The 19,791-nt window shown below is 60.2% G+C and carries 21 protein-coding genes; 3 read left to right on the plus strand and 18 right to left on the minus strand.

Annotated features, from left to right (window positions below):
- Nucleotides 1-8 precede the first annotated feature (8 nt).
- From glgB to PTZ19_RS01945, 4 genes are all read right to left on the minus strand, one after another.
- A complete protein-coding gene (gene glgB, locus PTZ19_RS01930) occupies nucleotides 9-2,024 on the minus strand; it encodes a 1,4-alpha-glucan branching protein GlgB (RefSeq protein WP_276352019.1) in 2,016 nt (671 codons plus the stop codon).
- Between the two features lie 81 nt (nucleotides 2,025-2,105).
- Nucleotides 2,106-3,218 (minus strand): NAD(P)H-dependent flavin oxidoreductase, encoded by a 1,113-nt coding sequence (locus PTZ19_RS01935; RefSeq protein WP_276352020.1) that lies wholly within the window; start codon nucleotides 3,216-3,218, stop codon nucleotides 2,106-2,108.
- A 314-nt stretch (nucleotides 3,219-3,532) separates the two neighbouring features.
- Nucleotides 3,533-4,003, minus strand: coding sequence for an IS200/IS605 family transposase (gene tnpA, locus PTZ19_RS01940; RefSeq protein WP_276352022.1), 471 nt, complete (start codon nucleotides 4,001-4,003; stop codon nucleotides 3,533-3,535).
- 194 nt (nucleotides 4,004-4,197) lie between these two features.
- Nucleotides 4,198-4,437: a DUF3892 domain-containing protein gene (locus tag PTZ19_RS01945; protein ID WP_422614956.1), complete on the minus strand. Its 240-nt coding sequence runs from the start codon at nucleotides 4,435-4,437 to the stop codon at nucleotides 4,198-4,200.
- A gap of 165 nt (nucleotides 4,438-4,602) precedes the next feature.
- Between PTZ19_RS01945 and PTZ19_RS01950 the strand changes: the two genes are divergently transcribed.
- Nucleotides 4,603-4,944: a LytTR family transcriptional regulator DNA-binding domain-containing protein gene (locus tag PTZ19_RS01950; RefSeq protein ID WP_276352023.1), complete on the plus strand. Its 342-nt coding sequence runs from the start codon at nucleotides 4,603-4,605 to the stop codon at nucleotides 4,942-4,944.
- A 74-nt stretch (nucleotides 4,945-5,018) separates the two neighbouring features.
- On the opposite strand, the gene PTZ19_RS01955 is transcribed toward PTZ19_RS01950, so the two are convergent.
- The 14 genes from PTZ19_RS01955 to PTZ19_RS02020 all read right to left on the minus strand — a co-directional run bounded on the left by PTZ19_RS01955 (nucleotide 5,019) and on the right by PTZ19_RS02020 (nucleotide 18,858).
- Entirely contained in the window at nucleotides 5,019-5,828 is an 810-nt protein-coding gene (locus PTZ19_RS01955) for a pyruvate, water dikinase regulatory protein (RefSeq protein WP_276352025.1), read from the minus strand.
- Between the two features lie 19 nt (nucleotides 5,829-5,847).
- Entirely contained in the window at nucleotides 5,848-6,534 is a 687-nt protein-coding gene (locus PTZ19_RS01960) for a helix-turn-helix transcriptional regulator (RefSeq protein ID WP_339329282.1), read from the minus strand.
- 116 nt (nucleotides 6,535-6,650) lie between these two features.
- Entirely contained in the window at nucleotides 6,651-7,301 is a 651-nt protein-coding gene (fsa, locus tag PTZ19_RS01965) for a fructose-6-phosphate aldolase (RefSeq protein WP_276352026.1), read from the minus strand.
- 105 nt (nucleotides 7,302-7,406) lie between these two features.
- Nucleotides 7,407-8,387 carry a class II fructose-bisphosphatase gene (gene glpX / locus PTZ19_RS01970; RefSeq protein WP_276352028.1) on the minus strand — a complete coding sequence of 327 codons (981 nt, stop codon included), beginning with the start codon at nucleotides 8,385-8,387 and terminating at the stop codon, nucleotides 7,407-7,409.
- A 235-nt stretch (nucleotides 8,388-8,622) separates the two neighbouring features.
- Entirely contained in the window at nucleotides 8,623-8,811 is a 189-nt protein-coding gene (locus PTZ19_RS01975; RefSeq protein ID WP_276352030.1) for a hypothetical protein, read from the minus strand.
- Nucleotides 8,812-8,876: 65 nt separating this feature from the next.
- Complete coding sequence (locus PTZ19_RS01980; protein WP_276352032.1) at nucleotides 8,877-9,587, minus strand: FadR/GntR family transcriptional regulator; 711 nt, start codon at nucleotides 9,585-9,587, stop codon at nucleotides 8,877-8,879.
- Between the two features lie 47 nt (nucleotides 9,588-9,634).
- On the minus strand, nucleotides 9,635-10,363 hold the full coding sequence (locus PTZ19_RS01985; RefSeq protein ID WP_276352034.1) for a LutC/YkgG family protein: 729 nt from the start codon (nucleotides 10,361-10,363) through the stop codon (nucleotides 9,635-9,637).
- Nucleotides 10,356-11,876 (minus strand): LutB/LldF family L-lactate oxidation iron-sulfur protein, encoded by a 1,521-nt coding sequence (locus PTZ19_RS01990; protein WP_276352035.1) that lies wholly within the window; start codon nucleotides 11,874-11,876, stop codon nucleotides 10,356-10,358. The genes PTZ19_RS01985 and PTZ19_RS01990 overlap by 8 nt, the downstream gene beginning before the upstream one ends.
- Nucleotides 11,873-12,601: a (Fe-S)-binding protein gene (locus tag PTZ19_RS01995; protein ID WP_276352037.1), complete on the minus strand. Its 729-nt coding sequence runs from the start codon at nucleotides 12,599-12,601 to the stop codon at nucleotides 11,873-11,875. Before PTZ19_RS01995 ends, PTZ19_RS01990 begins: the two co-directional genes overlap by 4 nt.
- Before the next feature lie 164 nt (nucleotides 12,602-12,765).
- Complete coding sequence (locus PTZ19_RS02000) at nucleotides 12,766-13,533, minus strand: DeoR/GlpR family DNA-binding transcription regulator (RefSeq protein WP_276352038.1); 768 nt, start codon at nucleotides 13,531-13,533, stop codon at nucleotides 12,766-12,768.
- Nucleotides 13,534-13,552: 19 nt separating this feature from the next.
- Complete coding sequence (locus PTZ19_RS02005; protein WP_276352039.1) at nucleotides 13,553-15,037, minus strand: rhamnulokinase; 1,485 nt, start codon at nucleotides 15,035-15,037, stop codon at nucleotides 13,553-13,555.
- Nucleotides 15,038-15,089: 52 nt separating this feature from the next.
- On the minus strand, nucleotides 15,090-16,349 hold the full coding sequence (gene rhaA, locus PTZ19_RS02010) for an L-rhamnose isomerase (protein WP_276352041.1): 1,260 nt from the start codon (nucleotides 16,347-16,349) through the stop codon (nucleotides 15,090-15,092).
- A gap of 12 nt (nucleotides 16,350-16,361) precedes the next feature.
- A complete protein-coding gene (locus PTZ19_RS02015; protein WP_276352043.1) occupies nucleotides 16,362-16,745 on the minus strand; it encodes a sensory rhodopsin transducer in 384 nt (127 codons plus the stop codon).
- A gap of 43 nt (nucleotides 16,746-16,788) precedes the next feature.
- Nucleotides 16,789-18,858, minus strand: coding sequence for a bifunctional aldolase/short-chain dehydrogenase (locus PTZ19_RS02020; RefSeq protein WP_276352045.1), 2,070 nt, complete (start codon nucleotides 18,856-18,858; stop codon nucleotides 16,789-16,791).
- Nucleotides 18,859-19,120: 262 nt separating this feature from the next.
- Between PTZ19_RS02020 and PTZ19_RS02025 the strand changes: the two genes are divergently transcribed.
- Both PTZ19_RS02025 and PTZ19_RS02030 read left to right on the plus strand, forming a co-directional pair.
- Nucleotides 19,121-19,567: a hypothetical protein gene (locus tag PTZ19_RS02025; RefSeq protein WP_276352048.1), complete on the plus strand. Its 447-nt coding sequence runs from the start codon at nucleotides 19,121-19,123 to the stop codon at nucleotides 19,565-19,567.
- A 1-nt stretch (nucleotide 19,568) separates the two neighbouring features.
- Nucleotides 19,569-19,790, plus strand: coding sequence for a helix-turn-helix transcriptional regulator (locus PTZ19_RS02030; RefSeq protein WP_276352050.1), 222 nt, complete (start codon nucleotides 19,569-19,571; stop codon nucleotides 19,788-19,790).
- Nucleotide 19,791 lies beyond the last annotated feature (1 nt).

The following is a 19,791-nucleotide window of genomic DNA, read 5'->3' on the forward strand; positions in this document are numbered from 1 at the left end:
CCGGGATTTCAAGCGTATGGCGATTCAAGCGGAATCGGTTGGCGGTATTCCGCGGGCGACCAGAATTGGAACGCCAGCGGGGGCAAGGAAATTTCCATGCTGCAAGGCTGGCCGTGCATCGGACGGTCCGAGGCTGAAGTTTCCGGCACCGCTTGGGCGCCGCTGCCCCCGTAATCCGCCTCGTCGCTGTTCATCAGCAGCCGGTAACGGCCCGGCAAGGGGACGCCGGTCCGGAAGACCGGGTAGGCCCGGCGGGAAAAATTGAACACGGCGACCAACGGAGCGTCATTCTTTGCTCCGCGGCGGATGAAGGAGACGACGGACTGCTCTGCGTTATGGACATCGATCCAGGAAAACCCTTCCGGGTCGTGGTCCGACCGCCATAAGGCGGGCGTGCGGACGTACAGCTCGTTCAAGGCGCGGACGTACCGGTGCATGCTGTCGTGCAGCGGGTAGCGCAGCAGCATCCAGTCCAGCCCGGCGTCGTCTTTCCATTCGTCGAACTGGCCGAATTCGCCGCCCATGAACAGCAGCTTTTTGCCCGGATGGGCGATCCAATAGCCGTACAGCAGGCGCTGGTTGGCGAATTTTTCGGGATAAGGGCCGGGCATTTTGTTCAGTAGGGAACGTTTGCCGTGCACGACCTCGTCATGCGACAGCGGAAGGACGTAATTTTCGGAGTAGGCATACCACATGGAGAAAGTCAGCTGCGAATGGAGGCGCGGACGGTCCTCGGGGTCGGTTTCCATGTAGCGGAGCAGGTCGTTCATCCAGCCCATGTTCCATTTGTAGTTAAAGCCTAGGCCTCCCCGGTAAACGGGAGCGGTGACGAGCGGATAGGCGGAGGAATCTTCGGCGGCCATCAGGCTATCGGGATAGCAGCGAAAAACGGTTTCGTTGAGGGTGCGGAGAAACCGCAGCGCTTCAAGATGCTCGTTCGTGCCGTGCTTGTTGAGGGTTTTCATCGGGTCCGGCTTGTCGAAATGCAGGTCGATCATGCTGGCGACGGCGTCCACGCGCAGGCCGTCGATATGGTATTCGTCCATCCAGAACAGCGCGTTCGAAATCAGGAAACTGAGGACCTCGGGCTTGCCGAAGTCGAACGCCAGCGTGCCCCAGAGCGGCTTCTCGGCCCTCCGGGGATCGGCGTCCTCGTAAAGCGCGGTGCCGTCGAACAGGCGCAGGCCGTGGTCATCCTTGCAAAAATGGCCGGGCACCCAATCGAGGATCACCCCGATGCCGCGTCCGTGGCAGCTGTCTACGAGCATCTTCAGGCCGTCGGGCGGGCCGTAACGGCTGGTGGCCGCGTAATAGCCGGTCGTTTGGTAGCCCCAGGACCGGTCGAGCGGATGCTCCATGAGCGGAAGCACCTCGAGATGGGTGTACCCCATGGCCGCGGCGTAATCGGCCAGTTCGTCGGCCAGTTCCCCGTAGGTGCGGAACTTCTCGGGCGCGTCCATCCGCCAGGAACCGAGATGCGCTTCGTAAATGAGCATCGGACGTTCGTATGGCGGATGCGCTCGTTTGGATGCCATCCACGCTTCGTCCTGCCAGGCGAAGTTGTCCAATCGGGAGACGACCGAGCCGGTCCGGGGACGGAGTTCGCCGCGGAAGGCGAAAGGGTCCGCCTTCAGCCTTCGGACGCCGTGGAAGTCGATCAGCTCGTATTTGTAAACCTCCCCTTCGCCGATTCCCGGGACGAACAGGACCCATACGCCCGTCGTTCCGACAGACGACATGCGGTGTTCCGCGCCGTCCCATCCGTTGAAATTCCCGACGACGGACACGCTCCGGGCGTGCGGCGCCCATACCGCGAAGCGGACGCCCGGCTGCCCCCGATAGACGAGGGGATGCGCGCCGAAAGTCCGATACGCGCGGAACAGCCTGCCGGTATTGAACAGAAACAAATCTTCCGTCGAGAGCAAGGCCGGCGTGTCGCGCCTCCCCGCCCGGTCGGCTTCGTCCGGCCGCGGCAGCGGGGGGTCGTTCGAACCTCGCACCCTTTTGACATCCGTAAACTCCATCATCTTGACTCCTACTTTTGCGAAATCTTAGCCAAAGATCATCCTTCCTTTCCAATATATTGCGAAGGGATGAGAAAAATTTCAGGAGTTTGTTCCGCGGAGCGCATTCTCCGCTTCGGCGGCGATCCGCCTCACGATTTCGCCCGCCGGTTCGCCGTTCCCCAGCTGCCGCAGCCCTTGGCCGGACCACAGGGACAAGTATTCGGCCCGCCCTTGGGCAGCCGCCGCCGTACGGATCTCCCTCGTCAGCGCGTTTTGCAGCGGAAAAGGAAGCGCGGCGAGGCCGGATTCCCGCCACATCCGCATGAACGCGTTATCCACGCCCCGGGCAGGACGGCCGGAGAACGCCGTCGTCACCTCGGTATCCGTTTCTTTGCTTGTCTTCAGCGCCTCGCGGTAAGCGGGGGCCGTGCCCGCCTCAAGGGACGTCAGGAATCGGGTGCCGAGCTGCACGCCTTGGGCGCCCAACAGGAGCGCCGCGGCCAGACCTCGCCCGTCCATCACGCCGCCCGCGGCGATGACGGGGATCCGCACGCGGTCTACGACTTGCGGTACCAACGCGAACGTGCCGACATTCGCTCCTCCGGGGTATCGTCCGACATCGAACGTGCCCCGATGGCCTCCGGCTTCCGCGCCTTGGGCGACGAGCAGATCGGCGCCCTGCCGCTGCGCCTCTTCCGCTTCGTCGACGGTGGTGACCATGGTGATCACCTTCATTCCCCGGTCGGCTGCTTCTTTGCGGTATTCAGCGGGCAGTACGCCGAACGTCGTGCCGACGGCCGGCACCCGCTCTTCGAGCAGCACGGCCATCTGCTCCCCGAAGTCGATCGTCCGGGGTTCGTCGGGAAGGCGATCCGCCGGCTCGAGCCCCAGATCGGCGCGAACCCGGTCGATGAGGGACAAAATACGCCGTTCCTCCTCCGCCGGCAATTCCGTTCGGCCTTTCGCCGCGTTCGCCTGCGGAACGAACAAGTTGACGCCGAACGGCCGGTCCGTGGCCGCGCGGATCTCGCGGATAGCCGCGCGGAGTTGCTCCGGCGCCAGGTATGCCGCGCCTAACGTGCCGAACCCGCCCGCGGCGGAAACGGCCGCCGTCAGCGCGGCGGTTCCCGGCCCGCCGGCCAGGCCGGCTTGGAAAACCGGATATTGGATGCTTAGTAAACGGCAAACCTCGGTATGTAGGTTGACGGACATAGGATGACTCCCCTTTCGGAATGTCGCGTTCTTCCCATTGTTTCATCCGGCGGCGGCCGAGTCAAAGGAATCCGTTGTTTCCCGAATCGTCGTCCATGTCATAGGTGGATGCCTGGAGTTACATACTCGAGTCATGCCATTCGCGGAGATTGCTGGGGGGGCGTTGCGGGGAAAAGGAAAAGTCATAACCACCGGCTTAGCCGGTGGCTTCCATCAGCCCTATAAGGGCATGGTGCAAGCAAAGCGCCTCGAAGGCGCATTGAAGATCTGCCAACCGCGTGTTGCCTCGGGCAAGCCCCTGAAAAGGGGCCTCTTTACCCGCCCTTCTTTACCGACTCACCCGTAAACGGGTCGAACAGTTCTTTCATCGTGAGTTGTTCATAATTCTTGTCTTCCATCAGTTGGTTACGAATGTACTCTTCAATGACTTTCTTATTACGCCCTACCGTATCCACAAAGTACCCTCTGCACCAGAATTGTCGATTTCCGTACCGGTACTTCATGTTTGCAAACTTATCGAAGATCATGAGTGAGCTCTTGCCCTTCAAATAGCCCATAAATTCAGCCACACTTAACTTTGGAGGAATACTGACCAACATGTGAATGTGGTCCGGGCAGGCTTCTGCTTCGATGATCTCCACACCTTTTCGTTCACATAACTCCCGTATGATCTTCCCGATTTCTCTTTTTAATTTTCCGTAAATCACTTGTCTGCGGTACTTTGGTGCGAATACAATGTGGTATTTGCAGTTCCATTTGGTGTGTGCTAGACTGCTCTTGTCCATCCCTTGTCCTCCTTGATATATGGTAGCGGTTGGCAGACCGGCTCCCATCTTATCATTGAGTTCAAGGGATGACTACTCATAGCTATAAGCTTTCCTGAACCCCCAGTCGAACTGGGGGTTTTCGTATACAATAAGACGGGCAGGAGTCACGCTCCTGCCCGTCCCATCGTCGGCGCTCGTCAGCCATATTCCCGTTAGAACAACGGCAAGTTATCGAGGTTGTTGTCTTCCCTGCCGTCCGCGTCCGAACGCAAGTGCTCGTCCCCGTCGCGCCCGCGGAACACGTTCACGTGCTCGATCTCGCCGTTTTTGGCCATTTGCTGCGCGGTTTTATAGTCGACGACACGGCCGGAGGACAGCTTGAGCTCCACGATGTCCCCGTCCCCGTTCTTCCGGACGGCCTGCACTTGCTCTTTACGGCCCATTCCTTCCATTTCCGGTCACCTCCGACCCTAGCTTGCCTCATGTTCAGCCGCCCCATGCATTATTTTTTTGGAAAACCCTCTAAATTTTTTTGTAAAAAATGCTCCGCTTCCGCATGGAATGTGTTATAATGAAAGCGCTACCACTACCATCTTTCCTAAAGGGGGACTTGACGGATGATGAATGGAGCACCGCAGTCCGACGTGTACGAGGACTTTGAACCGCGCCGGGATTCCCTGTTTTTCCGGGTGGATCCGGCCCACGGCTTGATCAGCTTCCATGGCAGGAACTACAACATCAAAAAAAGACTTTCTGCCGACGAACGAAACCGCTTGCTGTCCGACAGCACCTTCTTCCGCCTCGATTCCAACTGCTACGTCAACGCCGGCAAAATCAGCGGAATGGTCGAGGACGCGATTTGCTTCGGGGACACGAACAAGCGGATCCCGCTCTCCAAGCGCAAGAAACAGCGAATCCTCGACCTGTTGTCGACGACTTCCAAAGCGTCCGGCACGTAAACGAAAAAGAGCGCCGACGCGCTCTTTTTTTGATTTGCCGAAAATAACCATCCCTATTCCGAGTTCGCTGAAAATCAGTTCAATAAGTCCAAAATCAGTCCGGCCGTCTCTTCTACGGCCCGTTCGGTGACGTCGATCACCGGGCATCGCAGCTTTTTCATGATTTCGTCCGCGAATTGGAGCTCCTGCGTGATCCGTTCGAGCGAAGCGTAGCTGGCCCGGCTGGGCAAACCCAGGGATTTCAGCCGTTCGGTGCGCACCTTGAGCAGCCGTTCCGGCTGCATGGTAAGCCCGACGGTCAACCGGCCGGGAGAGTCGGCGAATAGTTCCTCCGGCGGTTTCACCTCGATCGTCAGCGGATAATTCGCCGTCTTGATGCCTTTGGAAGCGAGATAAATGCCGACTGGCGTTTTGGAAGTGCGGGACACCCCGACCAGCACGACCTGGGCTTCCAGGAAACCGCGGGCGTCTTTGCCGTCATCGTATTTGACCGCGAATTCGACGGCTTCGATTTTTTTGTAATACGTTTCGTCCATCGCATGCAGCAATCCGGGTTTATATTTAGGCGCGTCATGGAACGTATCGATGAACGCTTGCATCATGGGGCCCATCACGTCGACGGACCGGACGCCCGCGCGGATCGATTCTTCCCTCATCGTGTCGCGCAGCTCCGGCTGAACGAGCGTGTACGCGATAAAACCGTTCTCCCGCACCGCTTCCCGGATGACGGCCCGGACCTCCTCCTCGTCCTTGATGCCGCCGTACCGCTTGATGACCACCTGCTCCGCCGCGAACTGACGGGCCGTCGCCCGCGCCACGGCTTCCGCCGTCTCGCCGACGGCGTCCGAGCATACGAATATCGTTTTCGGCCGAACTTCCGACATTCCTTCTCCCCCTGCCCGACTACAATTCCGACGACAGGTCGACCAGCACCTGCGCCAAGCTCGTTTTCGTGATGCGGCCGACGACCTCTAGCCGGGACCGCCCTTCGGCTCCCTCAACGGACCGAACCACCGGCAGTCCGCCCACCTGATGCTCCAGCATCTTTTTCGCGGCTTCCCAGATCGTATCGTCCGGATGCACCGACACGACCCTCGGCAGCCGCGTCATGACCATGCTGATCGGGATGGAAGCCGCCGTCGGGTTGCCGAGCGCCACTTTCAGCAAATCTTTCAGCGAAACGACGCCGGCCAGCTGTCCTTGGGCATCCGTTACCGTCAACATGCCGGTATTTTCCATGAACAACGCGATGACGGCGTCATTCACCGTCTCTTGCTCGCCGATGACGAACGGGCGGCTCATCCGATCCTTCACTTTCAGATGAACCAGCTTATCCTTCAACTTGCCCTCGGCGGTATGTACTTTGCCTAGAAAATATCCGACCTTCGGTTTGGCATCCAAGTGGCCGAGCATGATCAAAATCGATAAATCGGACCGGATCGTCGGTCGGCTGACCCCGAGAGATTCGGCGATCTGCTCGCCCGTCACCGGCGCGTGCTTCTTCACCAGCTCGATGATTTCGAGCTGCCGCGGCGTAAGTTCGATTCTCCATCCCTCCTGTAACGAAACATTTGAATCAGGGGTCCCCAATAAGGAATCGGAACGTGCTTCGAAGGCCGTCTTCACTTTTGGGGAAAAGCGAGGAGGAGCCCCTCGTAAATGGCGACGCGCCAAAAGGCCGCTTCCCGGAAGAAGCGGCCGCGGCGTTATCCTTGCTTCGGAACTTTCTCCCAGTCCTTGAGGAAACGTTCGATGCCGATGTCGGTGAGCGGATGCTTCCACAGCGACGGGAACAAGGAACCCGGGATCGTCGCGATGTGGGCGCCGGCGAGCGCGGCGGCTTCCACGTGCTCCAAGTTGCGGATGCTGGCGGCGATGATTTCCGTCTTCATGCCGTACAAATCCAGCACGTCCCGCAGATCGCGAACCAGCTGCATGCCGTCCACCCCGATGTCGTCCAAGCGTCCGACGAACGGGCTGATGAAGGAGGCGCCCGCCTTGGCGGCCATCAGTCCTTGCGCGACGCTGAAAATGAGGGTGACGTTCGTCTTGATCCCTTCCTGGGACAATCGGTACGTCGCTTCCAGCCCCGCTTCGGTCATCGGCACCTTGATGACGACGTTCGGCGCCCACTGGGCGATTTCGTGCGCTTCCTTCAGCATGCCTTCGGCATCGAGCGCCACGACCTCCGCGCTGACCGGTCCGCTGACGATCGCGGTGATTTCCTGGATGACGTCCTTGAAAACGCGGCCTTCCTTCGCGATTAGCGAAGGATTGGTCGTGATACCGTCGACCAGTCCGAGTTTGACGATGCGTTTGATTTCATCGAGGTTGCCGGTGTCGAGGAAAAATTTCACGCTTCGCTCATCCTTTCGTCTAGCTTTAGTGTAGCATAAATCGGTTTATGACACCATTTTGATATTTCGACAATATAGGATGCCACGGGGGGCCCATGCTCATGCTTATGCGAATTCGGGCCGATTGCGCAGCAGCGGTTTGTTCGGCAAATAGTGCAGCGTGCGGATGAACCGGATCGTCCGCGTTTTGGCGCGCATGACGATGGAATGGGTTTCCGCCCGTTGATCGGGCAGGTAGCGGACCCCGCCTAGGAATTCGCCCGGCGTCACGCCGGTGGCGGCGAAAATGACGTCGTCGGTGCCGACCATATCCTCCATCGTGAGGACTTTGTAAGGATCGGAGATGCCCATCTTTACGCAACGTTCGTATTCCTTGCCGTCAGACGGCATCAACCGGCCTTGCAGCTCCCCGCCGAGGCAGTGGAGCGCAGCGGCCGCCAGTACCCCTTCGGGCGCGCCGCCCGAACCGACGTACAGGTCGATGCCGGTCTCCGGGAAAGCCGGGGCCAACGCTCCCGCCACGTCCCCGTCGCTCAGGAACTTGATCCGGACCCCCGCTTTGCGGAGCGTCTTGATCAGCGTTTCGTGCCGGGGCCGGTCCAGCACCATGACGGTCAGGTCGGACACGGCTTTGTCCAGGACGTTCGCCGCCGTGGCCAGCGTTCTCTCCATCGAATCCGTCAGCTTGACCTTGCCGGCCAGCTGCGGCCCGACCGCCAGCTTCTCCATGTACATGTCCGGCGCGTGAAGCAGCTGCCCCTTGCTGGCGACGGCGATGACGGACATCGCGTTGTTCAGCCCTTTGGCCACGATGTTCGTGCCTTCGAGCGGGTCCACCGCGACGTCCACCTCCGGGCCGCTGCCGCTGCCCACCTGCTCCCCGATGTACAACATCGGGGCCTCGTCCATCTCGCCTTCCCCGATCACGACGGTGCCCTGAACCGACACGGAATCCAGCATCGCCCGCATCGCCTCGGTGGCTGCGCCGTCCGCCCCGATTTTCTCGCCTCTGCCCATCCACGGCGCGGATGCCAAAGCCGCAAGCTCCGTCACCCGTACAATCTCAAGCGCCAATTCTCTCTCCACTTTGAATCGTCCTCCGTCTTTTTCGTTTAATAATGGTATATCACATATTTATTTATGACACAACATTTAACTTGTATCTTTTGTTTGCGACATCATAATAACCAAATCATGGCGGTTAGGACGGATATACGGAGGAGCGTGCGGGCTGTAGGCGCCTTTTTGGAGTGAAGGTTTGTCCGATCGTATAAAAAAAGCTTAGCGCGTCGGCGAAAACGGCCGAACCTGCGCTAAGCTTTCATCTCAAACATTCCCGTGCTTGGGTCAACGCCTCGATCAGACGGTCCAGCTCGGCCAGGCTGTCGATCTCCACCGTCACGTAACGGGGACGGTAGCCGGTGCTGGCGGCTTCGATCTGGACGCTTTTCCTTTCGGAGTCGGCATGGACGTCAAGGCATTCCGATGTGTAAACATTGCGGTAAGCCACCGAGAAAATCCCCCATCTTCTTTAGGCAATTTCCCCATATTTTACCGAAAGGCCCTCGGTTTCGTCTAGAGATATTTCATCAAAATGCTCTCCACGTGCCGCAAATGGACGATCATGGAGCGGGCCGCGCCGTCCGCATCCCCGTCCTCCACTGCGCGGCATATCGCCTTGTGTTCCGTCAGCAGCTTCTCCGCGACCGAGCGGTTGGCGTACAGCTCCACGCGGCGGACCTCGCGGATCGCGGTCTCCAGCTGTCCCACGATCGATTCGAACATGCGAATCAGGATCGGATTATGCGTCATCCGCGCCAGCGCGGCATGGAACGCGACATCGGTGCGTTCTCCTTCCGCGTCGTCCGAGGTCGCTCCCTCCATCTCGGCCGCGATGCCTCTCAACGCCTGAAGATCCTGTTCGGTCCGCTTCTCCGCGGCGATCTGGGCGTTCGATACTTCCAGCGTACGCCGGGCTTCCAGCAAGTGAAGCAGCGTAGTGCGGTTCATCCGGATCGATTCCAGCTCGGGCGGCGCGAAACCGCCGGCAGAGCCGCGAGATAAAACGCGGCAGCCCCCGCCTTGGCGGATTTCGATCCATCCCATCGCCTTCAAGGCGCTCAGCGCTTCCCTCATCGTGGAACGCCCGACGCCGAAGCGCTCGGACAGCTCCTTGGTGGAGGGCAGCTTGTCGCCGGGCTTCAGCGTGCCGTCCTCCATCATCGCGAGAAGCTGCCGCGTAATCTCTTCGTAATGATTGCGCTTGGTGAGCTTCACGATTTCCATCCCGAGCGCCGCCCTCCTTTCCAGGCCCTCTTAAGTGGCCGACGTATTTACCCGACCAGCAAAGCGTATACGATTCCGGGTCCGTGCACGCCGATCGTCAGATCGTTCTCGATGTCGGACGAGCGGCTCGGTCCCGAAATAAAATGAATGCCGGCCGGCAGGTTTTCCCGCCCCGCGCGGTCGAAATCCTTCAAGATTTCACCGAGCCGCGTCTTCAGCCGCTCCACCGGGATGATCGCGATGAGCACGGTCGGGAGCAGGCTCACCGAACGTCCTTTGTCCTTGGCGGACAGCACCGTGACGGATCCGGTATAAGCGGCGGCGTAATCGGCGACGACGACGCCGAAGTCCGCTTCGGCCGCGCGCGCTTTCCAGTGCTCGCCTTCCCCGCGGTTCCAGACGGATACCCGGGCGCCTTCCGGCAGCGCCGATTCCAGTTCCAAAGCATCGAGCTCCGCTACGTTCTGGCGGATGACGTATTTCGCGTTCATTTCCGCCGCCTTGTCGGCGATGAAGGCGCGGACCGCCTGCAGATCCGGCAATCGGGCGACGTGTCCGCCGACGGCTTGGAAGTTCTCCATGAACTTCCGGATCCGTTCCTCAAGCGGCCATTCGAAGCCGTTCCAGAAATCCGGCGCGCCGCGGAACGGGTGCTCCGGCGCTTGAACGGCCCGCGGACGCCGCAGCTTGGCCGCGATGCCGTTCATGAACGCTTCTTGCTTGGCGCGGGACTCGGCATCCATGCGTTCCAGCCAATCGCGATGCGATTCAGCCATGTCCGTGCCCTCCTTTGCCTTCGGCGCGTTCCCGCGCCAGTCGTTCCATTCTTTCCTTCATGTCGGGATCCATCTCGCGCAGGCCGGCCCGGATTTCCTGCTCCAGCGTGTCCCAGCGCTCGCGGAACGTCTCCTTGGCGAGGCTCGGCGCCACGCGGTACGTATTCCAGCCTTTGAGCGGGCCTAGCTTCGCGCGGATGCCGCCGTCTCTCACGACCAGCTTCTGGCCGATCCGGCCCAGCTTGAGCGCGGCTTTGTAGCGTTTCGCGTTCCCCATCACGGCCGCGAAGCCTTTCATGCCGGCCGACTCCAGCGCGTTTCCGCGGCCGGCTTCCACCTTGCGGCGGCGCAGGTAAATCAGCATTTCGTGCAGCGGGATTTTCACCGGGCACGCCTCGTAACAAGCGCCGCAAAGGCTTGAGGCGTTCGCGATGTCGTCCCATTCGGCGACGTTCTTCTTCAGCGCCGGCGTGAGCACGGCCCCGATCGGGCCGCTGTACGTGCCGCCGTACGCGTGCCCGCCGATGTGGCGGTAGACCGGACAGGCGTTCAGGCAAGCGCCGCAGCGGATACAGTTGAGCAGCTCCTGGAACTCCGGGTCGCCCAGCTGCAGCGAACGGCCGTTGTCGACGATGATGATGTGCATCTCTTCCGGACCGTCGGCGTCGGTTTCCCGTCTCGGTCCGGTGATGCCGGATAGGTAGACGGTCAGCTTCTGCCCCGTCGCGGAGCGCGGCAGCAGCGTCGCCATGACCTCCAGGTCCGCCCAGGACGGAACGATGCGTTCCATCCCCATCAGGGTGATCTGCGTCTTCGGAAGCGTCGACACCATGCGGGCGTTGCCCTCGTTCTCGAACAGCACCATCGAACCGGTCTCGGCGATCGCGAAGTTGCAGCCGGTCATGCCGATGTCCGCTTCAAGGAACTTCTCGCGCAGCTTCTTCCGGACATAGCCGGCCAGTACGGTCGTGTCCGGGGATAACGTCTCCCCGGCGTCGGCGGAAAGCAGCTCCGCGATTTGGTAGCGGTTTTTGTGGATGGCCGGAATGACGATGTGGGACGGCATTTCGCCGGCCAGCTGAATGATGTACTCGCCAAGGTCGGTCTCGATGGCTTCGACGCCGATCGAATCGAGCGCGTGGTTCAAGTGCAGCTCCTCGGTGACCATGGACTTCGATTTCACGACGGTTTTCGCCTGCACCCGCCGGGCGATCTCCAGCGCGATCTTCACCGCCTCGGCGCCGGTATCCGCGAAATGGATATGGACGCCGTTCTTCCGCGCGTTATCCGCGAACAGATTTAAATAGTAGTCCAGATGGGCGATCGTATGCAGCCGGATTTGCCGCCCGCGCTCGCGCCACTCGTCCCAATGGCCGTGCTGCTCCGAGGCCGCCTTTTTCCCGTTCCGCAGCCGTTCCGTCGTGAACTTCACCGCTTTGCGGAGAAATTCGTCGTTCAGCGCCAGCTTGGCCCTCTCTTTGACCGAACTTCCCGCCGTTGCCGCTCCGCTCATGCGCCTTTCACCCCTTCCTCCAACAGCTCCGCCAAGTGCATGACCCGAACCTTTTCGCCCCGGTACCGCAAGTTGCCCGCGATGTTCATCAGGCACGCCATGTCGAGTCCGACCAGCACTTCCGCTTCGGTCTCGACGACGTGGTCGCCTTTTTCCGTCACCATCGCGCCCGAAATGTCCGGCATTTTCACCGCGAACGTGCCCCCGAACCCGCAGCAGTCTTCCGCGAACGGCAGCGGCACGAACTCCAGCCCTTTGATGTGGCGCATCAGCTCCATCGGTTCGTCTTTGACGCCGAGCAGCCGGCTTCCGTGGCAGGAGGGATGGTAGGTCACTTTATGCGGAAAAACGGCACCTACGTCCTTGACCCCCAGCACCTGTACGAGGAACTGCGTGAATTCGTAGGACTTGCGCTGCAGAGCCTGCGCTTTCGGCAGCCAAACCGGGTCGTTCTCGAACAGCTTCGGGTAATGGTGGATCATGCCCGTACAAGAACCGGACGGCGAAATGACGAAGTCGCTGTCCTCAAACGCTTCCAGTATCGTTTTCGCGCTCGTCCGCGCTTCCTCCCAGTAGCCGCTGTTAAAAGCCGGCTGTCCGCAGCACGTCTGGGTTTGCGGAAACGCAAGCCGCACCCCGTACCGGGCCAGCAGCCGGACCATCGCCTCCCCCACGCGCGGGTAAAGGGCGTCGCTTAAGCAAGTGATCATCATGGAAACCTTCACGGCTTCGCGCTCCTTATGCACAATTTAATCTTATTATCAGGTTGTCAGACAACTTTGGCAAGAGAAAACATGATATTCGCGGGGCCGTAAAAGCGCGAAAGCGCCGCCTGTAATCCTTATTCAAAAACCTTCCCCTCAAGGGGAAGGCCTCGAACGCACAAGCGTCACACCGTCGTAACCGAGATCGATTTGTCGCGCAGCGCCGCGATCGCGTCTGCCGACAGGCCCGTATCGGAAACGACCGCGTCCACGTCCCGCCAATCGGCGACATGCGTGAACGCCTGCACGCCGAACTTGCTGGCGTCGGCCAACAGCACGACCTGGTCGGCGATGCCGATCATTTTCTGCTTCACGCGGGCCTGCAGCTCGTTCGACTCGCTGACTCCCCGTTCGGGATGCACCCCTTTGCAGGAGAAAAACAGCTTATCCACGTGATACGCATCCAGCGAACGTTCGGCAAGCGGCCCTACGTAGGAGAGGGATCTCCGGGCAAGCAGGCCCCCGGTGCAGATGACTTCGATCTTCTCCTTGCTTGCCAGCTCCATGGCGACTTTGATCGAATTCGTCAGCACGGTCAGCGGGAGATCCGGCAGCGACTGCGCCATGTACCAAGCGGTCGTGCTGGCGTCCAGCAGGATGCGGTCGCCCGGCTGGATCCGGCTGACCGCCGCTTCGGCGATCCGCCGTTTCTCCTCGGCGTGCTGGATTTCCCGCTCGGCATACGGAATTTCCGCCTGCTGATAGGGGGAATCCTTCACGCTGACCGCTCCGCCGTGGGAACGGCGCAGGCGGCCGGCGGCTTCCAGACGGTCCAGGTCCCGGCGGATCGTCTCTTCCGTCACGTTGCACAACTCGCTGAGCTCCGTCACCCGGATGCTGCCTCTTTCGTTGACCAGCTGCACGATTTTCTCGTACCGTTCCGCGACCAGCATGCTTTCTTCCCTCCCTTTCTTAGGCGTTGTACAGCGGCAAACCGGTCGTCGTCAGGAAGCGGCCGTATGCTTCCTGCCACTCCGAAGCCTGCGCCGGCTCGTATTCCGCCACCGGGAACGAATCCCGGATGACGCGGCGGGCCTCGGCGATGTCCCGGAACTGCCCGCCGGCAATCCATTGAACGGCCAGGTTGCCGATCGCGCTTCCTTCGGCAGGACCCGCCCATACCGGCTTGCCGATCGCGTTCGCCGTCCATTGGCAGAGCAGCGCGTTATGGATGCCGCCGCCCACCATATGCAGACCGCCGAAGCTCTGGTTCGACAGTTTTTCCGTCAGTTCCAGCACATATCGATATTTTAAGGCAAGGCTTTCCAAAATGCACCTGGCGATTTCCCCCGGCCCTTCGGGCGGACGCTGCCCGGTGCGGAGACAATATTGCCGGATGCGCTCCGGCATGTCGCCCGGCGGCAGGAACAAGTCGTCGTCCGGCTCGATGAACGCGCCGAAAGGCTTCGCTTGGCCGGCCAACTCGACGAGCTCGGGGAACGAATAGCCGCGGCCTTCGCGTTCCCATTCGCGACGGGTTTCCTGCAGGATCCACAGGCCCATGATGTTTTTCAGCAACCGGTACGTGCCGTACGCGCCGCCTTCGTTCGTGAAGTTGAGCTGCCGCGCCGTTTCATGGATGACCGGCTGATCCACTTCCGTGCCGAGCAAGGACCACGTGCCGCAGCTCAGGTACGCGAACGAGCGATCGAGCGCGGGAACGGCGGCGACGGCGGAACCGGTATCGTGTTCCGCGACGGCGATCACCGGGATGGCGCCAATGTCCAGCTCCTCCCGGACGGAAGCGCGAAGCACCCCGGCCGCGCTGCCCGGTTGGAGCACCTTGCCGAACCAAGCACCCGGAATGCCGAGCTTGTTCAGCAGTTCGCGGTCCCAATCGCCGCTCTTCGGATTGTAAAGCTGCGTCGTCGTCGCGTTGGAAAACTCATTGTACATTTCCCCGGTCAGGAAATACCGCAGCAGGTCCGGGATCATCAGAAAATGCCGCGCCTGCGAGAGCAGCGGATTCCCCGCCCGTTTCAACGCATACAGCTGGAAAATGCTATTGAACGAGAGGAATTGGATGCCGGTCCGGGCGAACACTTCGGATGCCGGGATTTCGGCGAACAGCTTCTCCATCATCCCGTCCGTATGCCGGTCGCGGTAATGGTAAGGGTTGCCGAGCAGGCCGCCGTCCGAACCGATAAAGCCGAAGTCCACCGCCCAGGAATCGATGCCGAGGCTGGCGGGCGCGGCGCCCAGATGCTTCGTTTTCAGCAATCCCTGCTTGATTTCGTGGTACAGGCGCAGAATGTCCCAATGGAGACGGTCCCCCACCTGCACCGGGTCGTTCGGAAACCGGTGAATCTCCTCCGTCTCGATGCGCCGGTCGGTCAGCCGGCCGAGCAAAGCCCGGCCGCTGCTGGCGCCCAGGTCAAACGCGAGAATGCTGGACATTCGATATCACCCTTGTTTTCATCGTCGGCTTGCGCGTATCGCTCCGATCGGATCAACCGCGTTTCAGCAGGACTTCCTTCTCGTAGCGCTTCACGTCCGCGATCCACGACTCGCGCGCGGGAACGCCCATTTTCTCGCAGTAGTAGTCCCATACCGCGCCGAACGGATACGATTTGAACTCCTCCGAGAGGGCCAGGCGCGTCGTGTAGTCGCCTTCCAGCTCCGCTTTCTTGAGCGCTTCCACCGGTTCCAGCATCGCGCGGAGCAGGGCTTTGACCGTGTTGCGCGTGCCGATGACCCAAGCGGCCACGCGGTTGATGCTCGCGTCGAAGAAATCGAGGCCGATATAGGTTTTGCCGAGCAGATCATGCCGCACCAGCTCGCGGCCGATGTCCATCAGCTCGTCGTCGAGAATGACGACGTGGTCGCTGTCCCAGCGCATCGGGCGGCTGACGTGCAGCAGGATGCCGTCCGCGAAGAGAGCGAGCGAGGAAAGTTTGTTCGAAATGACCTCGGTCGGGTGGAAATGTCCGGCGTCGAGGCAGATCAGCTTGTTCCGCGTGATCCCGTAGCCCATGTAGAACTCATGCGAACCGACGACGTACGCTTCCGAGCCGAGGCCGAACAGCTTGCTTTCCACGGCGTCGAGGTTCAGCTTCGGATCGATCTCTTCCGCGAACACTTCGTCCAGCGCGGCCATCAGCCGCTGGCGGGGCGCCATGCGGTCGGCGGGGATATCCTTGAAGCCGTCCGGAATCCAAACGTTGGTGACGCAGGTTTGCCCGAGCCGCTCGCCGAAATAAGCGCCGATTTTGCGGGACGCTTTGCAGTGGTCGATCCAGAACCGGCGGATTTCCGGGTCCGCGTGGCTCAGCGTGAAGCCGTCCTCCGACTTCTCGTGGGAGAAGCACGTCGGGTTGAAATCGAGGCCGAGGCCCTGCGCTTTCGCCCAATCCGCCCACCGCTCGAAATGCTTCGGCTCGAGCCGGTCGAGATCGACCTTCTCGTCGGTGTCGGCGTAGATGGCGTGGAGGTTGACCTTGTGCTTGCCGGGGATGAGCGAGAACGCCTTCTCCAGGTCGGCGCGCAGCTCATCGGGCGTGCGGGCGGCGCCGGGATAGGAGCCGGTCACCGAGATGCCTCCGGTCAGTTCTTGGTCCCGGTTCAGAAAACCCCGGACGTCGTCCCCTTGCCAGCAGTGCATGGAGATTTTGATCGTTTCCAGCTGCTTCAGCACCGCGTCGGTGTCAATGCCGTGGGCGGCGTATTGCTGTTTCGCGGCTTCGTAGTTTTTTTGGATATCGGATGACATGGGGTCCCCTCCTTATTTGCCCAGCTTGGTCAGCGGGTACGCCATGACCGACATCAGGGCGTTCTCCGCTTGGCTGGAATCGAGACGGCTGTACTGCACGACGACCGGAATGTCGCTGACGACTTCCATCGCGTACGGAACGCCCGGCGGAATCGTCCGGCCGTTCTTGTTCAGGGAAGAAGTCCGGATATGCTTCGTCCGGCGGCCCGGAACGACGACCATGATGTCCTCGATCGGCTCCCGGTCTTCGAAGAATACCGTGAAACGCAGCAGCGCCTCCTCCGAAGAACAATTCAGCACGCATACGGATTCGTGGCTGGTCAGCTGCCCCGAGCTCGTTTCCGGAATGTAGCCGTCCGGAATGTACCACAGCTTTTCCCCTCTGGCCTGATACATGGCGTAATGCCTCCCTCGCGGAATGGTTGATGGTTCGCTTGCCTTATCGCGTGAACGCCGCCGGAACGCCGCCGTCGATCGTGAGCATGCAGCCCGTCGTCTTGTCGGACTTCGAGGAAGCGAAGAATGCCACGCCTTCGGCGATATCTTTCGGATAAATGTTCACGAGCAGCGTCGTGCGTTTGCGGTAGTACTCCTCCAGCTGGTCCGGCTCGATGCCGTAAGCGGCGGCGCGCTCGTTGCGCCAGTTCGAGTTCCAGATCGCGGAGCCTTGCAGGATGGCGTCCGGCAAAATCGTGTTGACGCGGATGCCGAGCGATCCGCCTTCGGCCGCGATGCAGCGGGCGAGATGGGCTTCCAGCGCCTTGGCCGCGCTGTAGGCGGTGGCGTTCTTGCCGGCGTAGACGGAGTTTTTGGATCCGATGAACACCATGTTGCCGCCGATCGCCTGCTCCTTCATCGATTTGAACGCTTCGCGCGCCACGAGGAAATACCCCGTGCCGAGCACGTTCATGTTCAGGTTCCATTCCTTCAGCGACGTTTCCTCGAACGGGCTGGAAGTCGCGAGGCCCGCGTTGTTGACGAGGATGTCCACGCCGCCGTAGTTCAAGGCGGTTTCGGCGAACGCCGCGATGACGGCCTCTTCGTTCGTGACGTCCATTTTCACGGCCAACGCGCGGTTCGCGCCGTACTTGCCGTTGATCTCGTCGGCGACCTTCAACGCGCCTTCCAGGTTGAGGTCCGCGAGCACGACGTGCGCGCCTTCGGAGACGAGGCGGCGTGCCGTTTCGCTGCCGATGCCGCCCGCGCCGCCCGTGATGAACGCGACCTTGCGGGAGAATTCGGCTTCCGGCGGAGCCAGGGACAATTTATACAGCTCGAGCGGCCAATATTCCACGTTGTAGGATTCGTTCTCGCTGAGGGAGACGAATTGGCCGAGCGCGGTCGCGCCTCTCATCACGGCGATGGCGCGATGGTACAGCGCGCCGCTGACTTGGGACAGCGCCCACGATTTGCCGGTGTTGATCATGCCGAGGCCGGGGATCAGGATAACGCGCGGCGCCGCTTCGAACATGACGTCGCCTTCGTTTTTGTTGCGCTCGAAATAGGCTTTATATTGCTCTTTGTAAGCAGCGATGCCTTCTTTCAGCTTCGCCTTCAGCCCCTCGACGTCGTCCGCGTTCGGCGTCCAGTCGATGAACAGCGGCACGACTTTCGTGTGGACGAGGTGGTCCGGGCAAGCGGCGCCGACTTGGGACAGCTTCGGCGCGTCCGCGCCGCCGACGAACGCCAGCACGTCGTCTTGGTCGTCGAAGGAGAGGATCATTTTCTTGGCATCGGATACCGCGCCGCGTACGGTCGGCATCACTTGGGACACGATGCCGCGGCGCACGTCGGCCGGCAGCGCGGCGTGTTTGGCGCCGCCGAACAGCTTCGCTTCGTTTACGCGGGCTTCGATGAACGCTTCCGCTTCGTTAATGATCTTGATCGTTTGCGCGTAGCAAGCTTCGGACGTTTCGCCCCAGGTGACGAGACCGTGCTTCTCCATCAGCACGAGTTCGGCTTTCGGGCTCCCGAGCACGCCTTCCGCGATCATCTTGGACAGCGTGAAGCCCGGGCGGACGTACGGTACCCAGACGAAACGGTCGCCGAAAATTTCTTTGGCGAGCGCTTTGCCGTTATCGGCGCAGCACAGGCTGATGATGGCGTCCGGGTGGGTGTGGTCGACGTGCTTAAATGGAAGGAACGCATGCAGCAGCGTCTCGATCGACGCGCGCGGATGCTTGGAATCGATCATGCAGTGGCCGAGGTAAGCGACCATTTCCTCGTCGGTCATCGCTTCGCGCTCGAACAGCGGACGGATGTCCTCCATGCGCAGGCCGGTGAAGTTGCCGGCTTTCATCGACGCGAGATCGGATCCGCTGCCTTTCACGTACATCACTTCGACGTCGCGGCCGCGGAAATCCTTCACGACCGTTTTCGCGGACGTATTGCCGCCGAAGATGTTGCACACGCGGCGGTCGGCGCCGATGATGTTCGAGCGGTAAACGAGTTGGTCCAAGGTGTCGGTGAAGGCGGAAGCTTTCGAAGCTTCCCACAAGCTTTGTACCATGAAAGTACCTCCGATAAAGTTTGTTTTTGTCCGTTTGAAGGGATTATAACATGTTTGTTTATTTTTGAATATGCGTAATTCGGAAATATAAAACACGAAAAACGAGATTTTCACAACCTCACTCGAGTACCCTTCAAAATGGCCCGAACCAGTCGGTATGTTGGCCAATGTGTAAAAAATATTTGACGCCGTGTACGCTGAATGATATATTGTGTAAAGAATACTTTACATCAAAATCACACCTGACCGGAGGAGAGGGAACATGTCCTATCAAGAAAAGAAGCATACGGTATCGCTATTCAGCGCAATCCTCGTATTCGGTATTTATTTCGGGATCGTGTATTCGCGGTACGAAGGGGCGAACCTGGAAGGGGCGGAACTTCTCCGCTTCTGGGGGGCCGCGATGTTGATTCTCATCCCCGTCACGATCGTGGCGAGAATGATCATCGAAATGATTTTCATCATCGTCAACAAAATCTCGACGAAAGAATCGCCCCCTTCCTATACCGACGAGCTCGACAAAATCATCGAACTGAAAGCGTTGAGGGTAAACTTTTTCGTTTTCATTCTCGGGTTCTTCCTGGCCATGGGCGCCTTGGTGCTTCAGATGACGATCACCTCCATGTTCGTCATCCTTCTATTTTCGGGATTCGTGTCCGAAGCGGCCGGAATTCTCTGGCGGCTCTACCTCTACCGGAAAGGAGTCTAAAATGGTCCCGTGCCGCATCAGCAACAATATTCGCAACCTGCGATTTAACCAGAACGAGATGACCCAGCAGCAACTGGCGGATCTGGTCGGGGTGACGAGGCAGACGATCGTCGCGATCGAGAAGGGCAAATATTCGCCTTCGCTTGAGCTGGCTTTCCGCATCGCGCGCGTGTTTCGTCTTCAAGTCGAAGAAGTGTTCACATACGAAGAAGTACGGAATTGAC

It is taken from the genome of Cohnella caldifontis (genome assembly GCF_029360585.1).
Classification (GTDB): domain Bacteria; phylum Bacillota; class Bacilli; order Paenibacillales; family Paenibacillaceae; genus Cohnella; species Cohnella caldifontis.